Origin of the sequence: Desulfosarcina sp. (assembly GCF_041551955.1) — a bacterium.
Classification (GTDB): Bacteria; Desulfobacterota; Desulfobacteria; order Desulfobacterales; family Desulfosarcinaceae; genus Desulfosarcina.
Window position 1 is genome coordinate 16,750 of sequence record NZ_JBFELV010000008.1, and the last position, 12,685, is coordinate 29,434.

Here is a 12,685-nt window from a genome sequence, read left to right on the forward strand (position 1 = left end):
CTTATGGAAATGATGAAGGTCATGTGTCGCAGACGATGGGCACTGTTTCTCGCGATACTGCTGGTTGGTATTGCCGTGGCCTGCCAGGGGCCAATTGGAAGGCAACCGTCTACCGTTCATTTAAAGGCCCGTCCATGGCCGGCAGCCGATGGCCTCTTTCGGCAGGACCCTCGTTGGCTGGGGGCTGATGATGCCCACAGCGTGGATCTGGGAAAGGGCAGGGTGCTCTGGCTTTTTGGGGACACCCTCGTCCGCGCGGGCAAGGGCAACGACCGAAGCCAGTCCCACCTGATCCACAACAGCGTCGGCATCCAGACCGGAAGCGATCCCGCTGCAGCATCCATGGTGTTTTCCTGGAGGCAGACCGCGGCGCATGCTCCGGCATCCTTTTTCCCCGAATTCGAAAAAACATGGTTTTGGCCCGGCGACGGCATTCGTCTCGGCGGTCGTTTACTGGTCTTTCTCACGATGATCGCGCCTTTTGAAAATGATCTGGGCTTTGCCGTTACGGGCTGGCATGCGCAATTGGTCGACAATCCCGATTCACCTCCTGATCGATGGCAGACCGCGGACGTGAGGAAAAACCCAGGTATGTTCGCCATCGCTTTGGGTACCGGCGGTGTGTTGCACAGCAAGGGATACCTTTATGCCTATGGAACCCATCCAAGCGGGAATCAGGCCTATCTGGCCAGGTGGAAAGCGGATCTGGCATGGGCAGGGGATTTGCGTGGGCCGCAATGGTGGTGCGGTGCGGGTCAGGGATGGAAGACAGAAGCACAGATGGACAGTTGGCCGGCAGTTCTGTTCACCGACGCCCATGCCGAGTTCGGCGTTCATTTCGAACCCCGTATCAACCAGTTTGTGCAGATTCAAACCGTCGGTTTCGGCGCCGCCGAATTGGGATGGCGGATCGCCCCTCGACCCGAAGGGCCGTGGGGGCGGCTGACTGGTTTTTATTCTCCGGAGGAAGTGACGATTCCCGGCGTTTTGATTTATGCTGCCAAATCGCACCCCTTCCTGGCCGGCGCCGATCTGGTGATCACCTACGCCACCAATCATATCGATCCAAAACGCCTGAACGAGTATCCTGCGCTCTACTACCCGCGGGTGCTTCAAGGTTCATTCGACGCTGCCAGTGGACTGGACTGAACGTTGTCTTTCTTCCCCGAATCACCGGTTGGGTGTGGTTCAGCGCAATTTACGTAATAACGATGATAAATTAAAGGGATGACGGCGACAGTAGGCCGCAGGCGGCAGGGACACAGGGAGGGTCGATCCTCAGTCGGGCAGGTGGTAGGCCAGAAGTGCTTTTTTAAGCGTTGGCGGGACCGGTACCGACCGGCGCTGCCGGTAGTCGTAGCACACCTGGACGGATGATCCCTTGGCGAAGATGCGGTTCACATCGGCTTCGTCCATCAGGGCATAGGCCAGCCCGAAGCTTTTTGTGCCGACAGTGGTGACCCACAGGTTCAGCAGCAGCCGATCCTCGAGGCGGACGGGCAGGATGTAGTCGCATTCCAGGTGGGCCACCATGAAATTGAATCCGCCGGGAACGGATTCCCTGAATGCATCGTAGAAGAGGGCTTTCCGGCCCTCTTCGAAGTAGGTGAAGATCACGGCGTTGTTGACGTGCCCCATGGCATCGATATCGTTGAAACGGCTGCTGATTCTAGATTGAAATGGCTGTTTGCGACTCAACGGTGTGCTCCTTGCGGCTGACGGGTTTGACTAGATGGACGGTTCGCCGTCTTTCATGGATACCAGGTCTCCAGTGTTGCCGTCGATGTGAAAGATCTTGCGGCTGCGGATATATTTTTTGGAACCGATGGCCTCCATGACGTTTTCGGACAGCGCTTTGCGCGAAAACCCCACGGTCACCTGCCAGTGGCGGCCATCGTCGTCCATCTCCACCGCTTCCAGCAGGATGTCCTCAAATTTGCGGGTGTCGTAAAGATCCTCGAGAAGATCCATGGCCGTCCGAACCGCTTGTTTAACCGTGAGCATAGACCACTTTCCTGCCATGGCTGGCCGGCTGCCGGTTGAAAGGCATCGCCGAAAATGACATGATTACCCCGATTGTTGCCAGATCCGACGGGCCAAGTCAATGCGGAGATTGCATGTGCGGTGAAACATCATTGAGCCATAAACGAGCCTCGCTGACTGCAGATGTCGTGGTGGTCGGAGCAGGCCCCGCCGGTTGCAGCGCGGCCTGGGACCTATGCGTCCACGGCCTCCGGGTGCTTTTATTGGACCGCACCGAATTTCCGCGCAAGAAAACCTGTGCCGGCGGGCTGACGGTCAAAGCGGTGCGAGCGCTGCGCTATTCGATCGCCCCGGTGATCCAACGCAGCCTTTGCAGCCTGTCGGTCAGCTGCCGCATGCGCCATCCAAAACGGTTTAAAATCAATGATCCCATCTGCCACATGGTCGAACGGTCGGCCTTCGATGATTTCTGCCTGAAAAAAACCGTGGCCGCCGGTGCTCATTTTGCGGTCGTGAAACGGATCGACAAGATTGTGGAAAGCGGTCGACGCGTGGCGTTGGTTGCGGATGGCCGCATGATCCGTGCCCGGTTTTTGATCGGAGCCGATGGTGCCTACAGCCGGGTCCGCCGGCTGACGGGACGTTTCGCACGGTTTCGCCCCGGGTTTGCCGTCGAGGGACTAGTGGACCGGGCGCCTCCCAGCGATCTCGACATGGGCTTTGATTTCAGCCGGGTGGCCGGCGGATATGGGTGGGTCTTCCCTAAAGCGGAGCACATCAACATCGGACTTTACACCTTGAGGTCGGATGTCAGGATCACCCGTCAGGATCTGGTTGACTATGCGGACCGGAGGATCGGCGGACCGGCGCCGACGCGTATCACCGGTTTTCCGCTGGGCATGGGGGGGTGGCGGTATCGACCCGGCCGCGGGCGGGTGCTGTTGGTCGGTGACGCCGCCGGACTGGTGGATCCGCTGCTCGGAGAGGGGCTGTACCATGCCATCACCAGCGGCCAGAAGGCGGCTTCTGCCGTTGCAGATGCCATGGATACCGGAAGGGATGCCTGCGCAACATACGCAAAGGGGTTGATGCCCATTCAACGTGACCTGATCTTTGCTCAGGCTGCATCGGCTGCTTTCTACAGGCTGCCTGGGATGGGGCATTTGCTGCTTGTCTCACCGCCAGCCAGGACAGCGCTGATAACAGGGTTCTCAATGGGGTTGTCCATGCTGGATATTTTTCGTCATGCCTACCGATTTTGGTTCGGGTTGCCGGTGCCTGCCAGCCGGAAACCGAATTATTTTTGACAGTGGCCCAGGAACTGGCTAATGTTAAAGATAGGCTGCCGGAACGATATGACGCTTCGGATGACTTGGCATCTGTGTCAGCACAATTGTTCTGCTCCCCCCTCTCTTCGTTATTCGTCTTCGTACCGCCCTCAGGGCCTGGACAATAAATAAATGTGCCTCTTGCCTGTCTCCTGGCCCGTCTACAAGGCTACCTTAACGGGTGCATTCACCGATAGCGACCGGTGCGTGAACCCTGCAGACGAACTCAGATCAGGCGTCATCGTGCTCAACTATAAATTCCGTGACCCTGATTCCCATCCTTTTAAGATCGCCGGCCGGGGAGGTGACCCATGGATAAAAGCGCATTAACCCTTGAGGTTGCGGACAACGGCGGCAGGCGCCGGGTCCAGGATCGGCGGTTTTTGGTCTCGATACCGCGCGGCCGCGAGCAGCGAACCAACTGGGATCGGCGCAGTGGATACGATCGCCGCCTGAGGCGACTTATCGGATATCCGGAAGATCGGCGGGCAGCCGAGGGGGAGATTTCCGGCTAACCTTGAGTGAGTTTGGCCGTGACGCTGTCCACTTTGTCGGCCATGTGTTGATCCCGGTCCGTGCGGGTCCCGAATTTGAGCGTGGTGGTGATTCGCGGTGCCCCCATGTGGTGAATCTCTTCGTGGCAGCGCCGGATGGCGGTGAACACGGCATCCCAATCACCCTCGATGTTGGTGCCATAGGCGTGCAGCTGGATGTCCAGGCCGGCCTCCGTGAGAATCCGCTGGCAGGCGGCAACGTAGGGTGAGACCGATACGCCCACGCCGATGGGAACGATGCACAGGTCTGCGATGACGTTCATGTCAACTCCTTTAATCAAACCAATAAAACGAATTCAACCAATTCAACCAGCTTCCATTCCTCCTCAGTCTTCCGCCTTCAGGCCTCTGTCTTCAGACCGCCCTCTTCAGGCAACAGCCGGCAGGTGGCCTGGCGGCAGAATCCCGCGATCTCACTGCCGTTGCTCTGATGGTCCCGCCGCAGGTGAAAATTCAGCCAGGACGAGGTGTTGTTGAGTTCCCACATGCGCGGGGGAACGCACCCGTCACACAGTTCCTTGATTTTTCCATTGGCCGCCAGCCGGTTGTGCGCACGGAACCAGACGCATTGCCGGTCCGGGTTCACTTCGCACATGCCGTGGAGGCTGCCGCCGCAGGCACCGTTGCGGGTATGTTTGGGGCATCCCGACTCGGGGCAAAGAAACCCCACATGCTGGATGGCGCAGTCGCCGCATTGCAGGCATCCCAGCATCAACCGTTTGATCGGGTGTTCGGCCAGGTGCATGAACAGCCGTCCGGCAATGCCGTTGTCCATTGTTCGGCAGACCGATCGATACACGGAGGCCAACGGCGAATCAAAATTAAAAAAAAGGTTGTGGGCGCGTTGCATCAGCGGATAAAGCACCCGATCGACAACCGGCATCGGTTGGGAATGAAGACCGAAAACAGGAGAAGTCACTGGATTCGGTGGTGTTTCCCGGAAGGCGTAGAAGCTGTGGGGCTGCGGATAGTTGAACCGGGGAATAAATGTCTGCCAATCGTCTTTGATCTTCGCCATTCGGTCCAGAATCATCCCCACCGTGGAAAAGTCCCGATGAATGCCGCCGATGTGAATGCCCCGGTAACCCAATCCCTGAAGCACCGCTCCTAATCGGGCTGCCCGCTCGATGGCCGCGGCTTTTCCCTGTTTCTTGTCCTGCCACTCCTTTTGCACCGTGTGAAGCAGCTGGTCGGTGACCACGGCGCCAGGCACCCGGCCCTGGTTCATGATGCGGGCAGCGTTGGGGGTGAGCAGATAAACCGAGCCCAGGGTGGGGACCCGCAGGTCCATGTGCCGCTGGATGCCGATCAGTTCGTGGAATTTGCCGGCATCGTAACCCAGCTGAGTGATGACGAACTGGGCGCCTGCTGACACCTTTCGGCTCATTTTGGCATACTGGGCCACACACTCCCCTTCGGTCTGCTTGAACGGGGAGACGGCGCAGCCCGTGAAGAAACCGTCTGGGTCCCCTGCGGCGTTGACCCGTTTGCTGATCAGCATGAGCATGATCTGCAGGTTTACCGAATCCAAGTCGAACACCGGTGCGCCCTGGCCGCCGAACCCCTTGCCGGAATAATCGCCGGTGAGGGCCAGGATGTTTTTCATGCCGATCATGGCCAGCTGCAGGGCTCGGCTTTCCATACCTACGCGGTTCATGTCCCGGCAGGTGAAGTGCACGATGACGTCCATGCCGATGGAAAAGATCCGGTAGCCGATGGCATCCGGACTCAGCGACGGGTTGCCGCCGGGGTTGTCCGTGATGGAGACTGCGGACACGCGCCCGTCGGCAAAAGCGTCCCTGGCGATGCCCATGACCGTGTCCACCGACCGTCCGGTGGATTCACGCCCGGGTACGAGCTCCAAGGTAACGACGAACTGTTCCGAGTCTAATATGTCTGTTTGAAAAACGCGCAGCATGAATAATCAGACCTCCGTGTCATATGCCGATTGGCGATTTCATATCGACAGGGCATTTTATACTTGAAAAAGATGTTCACCGGACCTACTTTTGCGTCCTTGCCCGTTGCGGGCATATCGTCCATGTATGTGAAAGGTGGCCTGTCCGTGCAGGATTCCCATGAACACAAATGGCCGGCGGTGGTATTCTTCTTGACTTGCAGCCTCCTTTTTTTCGGGTGTGTCTGGTATCTGTGGGCCGGCGCGTTGAACCCGGATTATTTTTGGGACGCATCTCCCTCGTTGACCGCCGAACCACAGGACCGGATCCTGGAAAAGAACGAGCGGATTCTGCTGGCAAAAAATCACGGTGCCCGGGTAGAAAACGCCCGCATCGTCTATCGCGGCAGTCGCCGCGGCACCCTTACCCTGGACCTGTACATTCTCCAGCTAGACCCGCACTACGGCTATCCTCATCGGATCGATGAAGATCATGCCCGCAAGGGGTTTCGTATGGGCGAGTATTTCTTCCAGGTGCTTGCCGCCAGTGACGGTAAGATCAGCCTCAAGCGCTTGTAACGCCCTCCTTCAAGCCAACTTTCCCTGCCTGCCCTCATTCGCTACCCGGATCGATAGCTTTACCGCCATTGCGAGGCGGCTGATAATGAACCCTGAAACCAGACCGGCCGATTCGACCCGAACGCCGTCGACCTGCCTGACTCCTCCGGTTTGGCCGGTTTCAGTCCAACCCCTGGCATTTCACCGGCCGGCAGATGCCCTGGTGACGCCACAGTCTTGAAAAAGGAGCACCCACGGGAAGGAGGTCCGCTTCCAGCCGAGCGATGTCCACGTTCACCGTTTCGTGGGCATAATCCGGGTCCCAGGGCTCGACGATCAGGGCGCCTTTTTCAAGGGGCCACAGCCGCGGCATGATGGGTGCCGGCCAGGATCGGTTTCGAGCTTCGGCCATCAGGGTATCCAGGTCGGTAAAAGGCAGCAGCTGGTGCAGGGTCACCAGGGTCGGCGGGCTCAGCGGCAGGGAGCCCTGTGCATTTTCTGTGAGGGCCTTTTCAGGATTGACCCAGGTGCCGTGGACCGTTTCGTGGTTGTCCGGTCGGCAGCGTTGATTCTGCTCGACGGGCGCCACAAAAAAAAAGGTGTCGAAGCGTCGCGGCATCAGTTCCGGCGTGATCCAGTGATGCCAGCGCCCCAGCTTGGAGATGGACAGGCCAAGTCCACCATCTTGGACTCGTCGGGTGAACGGCGTGCCGTTCTTTGCAGCCTGTCCCGGGCGGGAGAATCCATGCATGGGGGCGGCCAGCAACAGCCCGGCTTCCTCCCAGGTTTCCCTGATGGCCGCCACCGCAAAGGGCAGCATCCGGTCCACATCGCCATCCAGCGTTCGGGCCAACAGGTCCTCGGAAAGGTCCACGCGGTTTTTCCAGTAGGCGGCATCCATGTCTTCGCCTTCCAAGTTGCCGCCGGGAAAGACATATGTCCCCGGCATAAACTTGCTGCCGGCGCTACGGCGCAATAGATAGACTTCGACCCCCGCTTCGTTCTGGCGGGCGAGGATAAGGGTGGCCGATGGCGATGGCGTCGCAGGATGGCGGGATTGAACGGTCATTGCAGTGAAGAACCCTCCTCTATGGCCTCGTTTATGGGGTTACTCATCTTGTTCGGGCGTCAGCGCCAGCGGGGTCTGTTCCGGAGCCTCGCTTTCAAGACGGTCTACGTTCTGGAAACCCCGGGGCAGTTTCTTTCCGCGGCGGCCCCGTTCCCCCACATACTGGGTAAGGTTGCCGTAGGTCAGCTTGAAAAAACGCTTTCCGGCGTAGATGGTCAGGGTGCCTTCTTCGGGCACGATGTTCAAATGGATCAGCAGTTCCTTGCGCTCCCGGGCCCGCTTGGGTGGGATTTGAATAATCTTGTTGCCTTTACCCTTGGCAATGGCCGGCATTTTGTTCAGGGGAAACACCAGCATGCGGCCCTCGCTGGTGACGGCGGCCAACAGATGCGTCGACGCGTTTTCCAGCGCAATGGGTCGCAGCGGCAGGGCGCCTTTGGGCAGTGAGAGCAGGGCCTTGCCTTTGGTATTGCGCGTCACCAGGTCGTCGAAGCGGGTGATGAATCCGTATCCGGCGTCGCTGGCCATCAACAGGGGGTGGTCTGCCGGAGCCATGATCACGTCGGTGAAGGTCGCCCCGGGCGGCAGGACAAAGCGGCCGGTGAGCGGTTCGCCATACCCTCTGGCCGACGGCAACGTATGGGCGGACAAGCTGTAGGTCCGCCCGGTGGAGTCCAGGAAAACCACCGGTTGATTGCTTTTGCCACGGGCGGCGGCCAGGTAGCGGTCACCCGGCCGATAGATGGCTTCACCGGGTTCGATCTCATGTCCCTTGGCGGCCCGCACCCATCCGTTGCCCGACAGGATCACGGTCACCGGTTCGACAGGGGCCAGTTGCTCTTCGGAAATGGCCTGGGCCTCCTCGCGCTGGACGATGGCGGTGCGCCGATCGTCGCCGTGGGTTTTGGCATCCGCCCGCAGCTCTTTTTTAATCAGCGTCTTCAGGCGTGCCGGCGATCCCAGGATGGACTCCAGCGTCTGGCGCTCGGTGTCCAATTCCTCCTGCTCGGTGCGGATTTTCATCTCCTCCAGTTTGGCCAGATTGCGCAGGCGCAGTTGAAGGATGGCCTCGGCCTGGACATCTGAGATGTCGAAGCGCGCCATCAGCACCGGCTTGGGTTCATCCTCGCTGCGGATGATGCGGATGACCTCGTCGATGTTTAGGTAGGCCACCAGAAGGCCTGCCAGGATATGCAGGCGTTCTTTGACCTTTTCCAGTCGAAATGTCAAACGATCCTTGACAGTTTGGGTTCTAAAGCTGATCCATTCTGTGAGCAGTTCGACCAGGCTTTTCACACCGGGCTTGCGGTCCAGGCCGATGATGTTCATGTTGATTCGAAAAGTTTTTTCCATTTCGGTGGTGGCGAACAAGTGCGCCATCAGGGCGTCCTTGTCCACCCGGTTGGAGCGGGGCACGATCACCAGGCGGATGGGGTCTTCGTGGTCCGATTCATCCCTGAGGTCCGCTACCATGGGCAGCTTTTTCTTGTTCATCTGGGCGGCGATCTGCTCCAGCACCTTGGCCGGCGACACCTGGTGGGGCAGGGCGTTGATGACGATGTCGCCGTTTTCCAGCTCGAAGGTGGCCCGCATGCGGATGACCCCCTTGCCGGCTTTGTAAATGCCGACGATTTCGGATTTGGGGGTGATGATTTCGGCGCCGGAGGGGTAATCCGGTCCTTGGATGTGACTGCACAACGCTTCGACGCCGGCCTCTGGGTTATCGATCAAATGAATGCAGGCGTCGACGACCTCCCTGATATTGTGGGGCGGGATGTCCGTGGCCATGCCCACAGCGATGCCGGTGGTGCCGTTGAGCAGGATATTGGGCAGCCGGGCAGGCAGCACTCGTGGCTCTTTCAGTGTGCCGTCGAAATTGGGCGTCCACTGTACCGTTCCCATGCCGATTTCCGACAGCAGCACCTCGGCATAGGCGGAAAGCCGGGCCTCGGTATAGCGCATGGCGGCAAAGGATTTAGGATCGTCGGGTGCGCCCCAGTTCCCCTGGCCGTCAACCAACGGGTAGCGGTAGGAGAAGGGTTGGGCCATGAGCACCATGGCCTCGTAGCAGGCCGTGTCGCCGTGGGGGTGAAACTTGCCGAGCACGTCACCCACGGTGCGGGCGGACTTTTTGTGCTTGGACGACGCCTTGAGACCCAGTTCGCTCATGGCGTAGACGATGCGCCGTTGCACCGGCTTGAGCCCGTCGCCGATGTGGGGCAGGGCGCGGTCCATGATCACGTACATGGCGTAGTCGAGATAGGCCTGCCGGGAAAACTGCTGCAGGGGCATGCGTTCGGTACCCTCGATCCGCAAGGGAATGACGTTGCTCATATTAGAAATGCCTTTGGTAGGTCTTTTGGGTTATCGTCGATCGATGGAATAAGGTTTTAGGTCTAAGGTGTTAAGTTTTTGGCCAATCAGAAGGAACGTTATGTAACTTGTCTTAATTATAACGCTTAACAACTTACCACCGAAAACGTAAAACTTCAAAAAATACCTATAAGTCCGCCAGATCGCCGCTGTCCTCGATCCACTGGCGGCGGTCGGCGGCCCGTTTTTTTGCCAGCAGCATGTCCAGCGTCGCAAAGGCCGCCTCCTTCTCGTCCACGGTGAGTTGGACCAGGCGGCGGGTGTCCGGCGCCATGGTGGTTTCGCGCAGCTGCAATGGATTCATCTCACCCAGCCCCTTGAAGCGCTGAACGTTGATTTTGCCGGTGGGCTTTTTGGTCTCCATGCGGCGGATAATGGCGGTCTTTTCGGCCTCATCCAGGGCGTAGTGCACCTCCTTGGCCATGTCGATGCGATACAGCGGGGGCATGGCCACGAAGATATGGCCGGCTTTGACCAGCGGGGTGAAATGCTGCAGGAACAGGGCGCAGAGCAAGGTGGCGATGTGCAGGCCGTCGGAGTCCGCATCGGCGAGGATGCAGACCTTGCCGTAGCGCAGCCCGTTGATGTCCTGTGACCCCGGGTCTACGCCGATGGCCACGGCAATGTCGTGAACCTCCTTGGATCCCAATATCTGGGTCGATTCCACTTCCCAGGTGTTGAGGATCTTGCCCCGCAGAGGCATGACCGCCTGGGTCTGCCGGTCCCTGGCCTGTTTGGCCGATCCGCCCGCCGAGTCGCCCTCTACCAGGAACAGTTCGCTTAGGCCCGGGTCCTGGCTGACGCAGTCGGCCAGTTTGCCGGGAAGGGCTGGGCCGGCGGTAACCCTTTTTCGCTCGATCTTCTTACCGGCCTTGAGGCGGTTGCGGGCGCATTCGATGGCCATTTCCGCCAGGCGCTCCCCGGCCTCGGTGTGGTGGTTGAGCCACAGGCTGAAGGCGTCCTTGACCACGCCGTTGACGAATGAGGCGCACTGGCGCGACGAGAGGCGCTCCTTGGTCTGGCCGGAAAACTGGGGATCGGTCATCTTAGTGGACAGCACGTAGGAACAGCGCTCCCAGATGTCGTCCGGTGCCAGCTTGATGCCCCGGGGAATCAGCTTGCGAAACTCGCAGAACTCGCGGATGGCACCCAGCAGCCCGGAACGAAAGCCGTTGACATGGGTGCCTCCCTGGGGGGTGGGGATCAGGTTGACGTAGCTTTCCGTAATGGTCTCGCCGCCTTCGGGTTGCCACACTACCGCCCAGGAGACCGCTTCGCCGTCGCCTTCCAGCTTGCCCACGAAGGGCTCGTCAGGGATCGTTTCACAGCCCTGCAGCCCGTCGGCTAGGTAGGCCTTAAGGCCGTCCGCATAATACCACTCCTCTTTTTCGCCGGTGTTTTCATCGCTGAAGGTCACTGTCAGGCCCGGGCACAATACGGCTTTGGCCCGCAGGTTGTGGCGCAGGCGGCGCGTGGAAAACCGTACCGAGTCGAAATAGGTCGGGTTGGGCCAGAAGCGGATGTAGGTGCCTGTGTTGCGTTGGCCCACGCTGCCGGTGACTTCCAGTTCTTGCTGCTTGCGTCCGTCGGCAAACCAGATGAAATGCTTCTGGCCGTCGCGTTTGATTTCCACTTCCAGGCGCGACGAGAGGGCGTTGACCACCGACACGCCCACGCCGTGCAGCCCGCCGGAAAACTGGTAGTCTTTGTTGGAAAACTTGGCCCCGGCGTGCAATTTGAGCAGGATCACCTCCACGCCGGTGATGCCCTCTTTGGGGTGAATGTCCGTGGGCATGCCGCGGCCGTCGTCGGCTACGCTCAATGACCCGTCTGTGTGCAGGATGACCTCGATGCGGTTGGCGAAGCCGGCAATGGCCTCGTCCACGCTGTTGTCGATCACCTCCTGGGCCAGGTGATTGGGTCGCTGGGTATCGGTGTACATGCCCGGGCGCCGGCGCACCGGGTCGAGTCCCTTGAGTACCTCCAGGGAGGCGGCGTTGTAGTCGCGCCGATTGATTCCGTTGGTGTTGAAGAGTTGATCGGTTTTGATGGGACTACCTCCTGATACAGATCGTGCTTGGACTTCCTGGGCGACAAAAATGCGTAAACACAAAAACTGAACCTCGAACATCGAATCAGAACCACGGTAACCGTGCGGCTGCGATATCGCGATGCCGAAACCTCCCTCGATATCATTTTTTCAAGTCCAACCCGCTGTGCCGCAGATTGACGGAAGCCATGATGAATAGGGGCAGCCGAGGCAAAAATTGAACTAAGTTAGCGTGTTATCTATTGACAGAGGCTCCAGTCGATCGTCTGATTGGATTGCCGACGATACGCTAGCATCGGACGAAGCGCAGCGACCTCATCATTCGACGTTCGATGTCCAGCGTTCGATGTTCCACGTTCGGCTTTTTATACTCGGTCCCTTTATGATGGATATCGGTCAAAAAATCAATACTGTATGTTGTGGTCAGGAAGGATTGAAGCGGTGTGTCGGAAGCGTTGACGGTGAATTAAAGAAATGGTCGGTAACTCGAAAGGAGAGATCGTTTCGATTGGATTAACGGTTGCTGGCTGGTATAAGGCTCCTTATTTTACTTCCTTTCCTTTTATTCCCGTGAGATTGAAACAATTAAGTGCAGTCGCATTGGAGGTGAATACAGCCAACCGTTTTGCGCACCGTTAACTGCCGGCACTAGCTTAACAGAAGTTTGTCAATGCAGACTTAAAATCCAAAAGGCAGAACGATCATTCGTCCTGCCTTTTGGTTTATCCAACTTTAGCGGGTTCAACGCTAAACTCAGTTCATGAATTTTTCCTGCGGCTGACGCCGGCCAACCCGATCAGGCCAGTTGCGACCAGCAGCATGGTCGCGGAGTTGGGCATGGTTGTTGTCGCCGCATCGTTCTCGACGGTGGTG

The 12,685-nt window shown here is 58.7% G+C and carries 11 protein-coding genes; 4 read left to right on the forward strand and 7 right to left on the reverse strand.

Features of this window, described 5'->3' with window-relative positions; all coding sequences use genetic code 11:
• Nucleotides 1-21: 21 nt before the first annotated feature.
• Entirely contained in the window at nt 22-1,149 is a 1,128-nt protein-coding gene (locus ABYV26_RS01455) for a DUF4185 domain-containing protein (RefSeq protein WP_372677478.1), read from the forward strand.
• Nucleotides 1,150-1,278: 129 nt separating this feature from the next.
• On the opposite strand, the gene ABYV26_RS01460 is transcribed toward ABYV26_RS01455, so the two are convergent.
• Nucleotides 1,279-1,698, reverse strand: a complete 420-nt coding sequence (locus ABYV26_RS01460) for an acyl-CoA thioesterase (RefSeq protein WP_372677480.1) — start codon at nt 1,696-1,698, stop codon at nt 1,279-1,281.
• Nucleotides 1,699-1,728: 30 nt separating this feature from the next.
• Nucleotides 1,729-2,004: a hypothetical protein gene (locus tag ABYV26_RS01465; protein WP_372677482.1), complete on the reverse strand. Its 276-nt coding sequence runs from the start codon at nt 2,002-2,004 to the stop codon at nt 1,729-1,731.
• A 113-nt stretch (nt 2,005-2,117) separates the two neighbouring features.
• Between ABYV26_RS01465 and ABYV26_RS01470 the strand changes: the two genes are divergently transcribed.
• Both ABYV26_RS01470 and ABYV26_RS01475 read left to right on the forward strand, forming a co-directional pair.
• Nucleotides 2,118-3,290, forward strand: coding sequence for a geranylgeranyl reductase family protein (locus tag ABYV26_RS01470; protein ID WP_372677484.1), 1,173 nt, complete (start codon nt 2,118-2,120; stop codon nt 3,288-3,290).
• Between the two features lie 332 nt (nt 3,291-3,622).
• The gene (locus ABYV26_RS01475; protein ID WP_372677486.1) at nt 3,623-3,826 is read left to right on the forward strand and encodes a hypothetical protein; all 204 of its coding nucleotides are present in this window, start codon (nt 3,623-3,625) and stop codon (nt 3,824-3,826) included.
• Here the strand turns inward: ABYV26_RS01475 and ABYV26_RS01480 are convergent.
• Both ABYV26_RS01480 and ABYV26_RS01485 read right to left on the reverse strand, forming a co-directional pair.
• Entirely contained in the window at nt 3,823-4,128 is a 306-nt protein-coding gene (locus tag ABYV26_RS01480; RefSeq protein ID WP_372677488.1) for an MTH1187 family thiamine-binding protein, read from the reverse strand. The genes ABYV26_RS01475 and ABYV26_RS01480 overlap by 4 nt on opposite strands.
• 77 nt (nt 4,129-4,205) lie before the next feature.
• Nucleotides 4,206-5,783, reverse strand: a complete 1,578-nt coding sequence (locus tag ABYV26_RS01485; protein WP_372677490.1) for a methylenetetrahydrofolate reductase C-terminal domain-containing protein — start codon at nt 5,781-5,783, stop codon at nt 4,206-4,208.
• A gap of 147 nt (nt 5,784-5,930) precedes the next feature.
• Here ABYV26_RS01485 and ABYV26_RS01490 point away from each other — a divergent pair, with 147 nt between their 5' ends.
• Nucleotides 5,931-6,341, forward strand: a complete 411-nt coding sequence (locus ABYV26_RS01490; RefSeq protein ID WP_372677492.1) for a hypothetical protein — start codon at nt 5,931-5,933, stop codon at nt 6,339-6,341.
• Between the two features lie 160 nt (nt 6,342-6,501).
• Here ABYV26_RS01490 and ABYV26_RS01495 read toward each other — a convergent pair whose 3' ends face one another.
• From ABYV26_RS01495 to parE, 3 genes are all read right to left on the reverse strand, one after another.
• On the reverse strand, nt 6,502-7,389 hold the full coding sequence (locus ABYV26_RS01495; protein WP_372677494.1) for a hypothetical protein: 888 nt from the start codon (nt 7,387-7,389) through the stop codon (nt 6,502-6,504).
• 39 nt (nt 7,390-7,428) lie between these two features.
• A complete protein-coding gene (parC, locus tag ABYV26_RS01500; RefSeq protein ID WP_372677496.1) occupies nt 7,429-9,723 on the reverse strand; it encodes a DNA topoisomerase IV subunit A in 2,295 nt (764 codons plus the stop codon).
• Nucleotides 9,724-9,889: 166 nt separating this feature from the next.
• Nucleotides 9,890-11,779: a DNA topoisomerase IV subunit B gene (gene parE / locus ABYV26_RS01505; protein ID WP_372677498.1), complete on the reverse strand. Its 1,890-nt coding sequence runs from the start codon at nt 11,777-11,779 to the stop codon at nt 9,890-9,892.
• Nucleotides 11,780-12,685 lie beyond the last annotated feature (906 nt).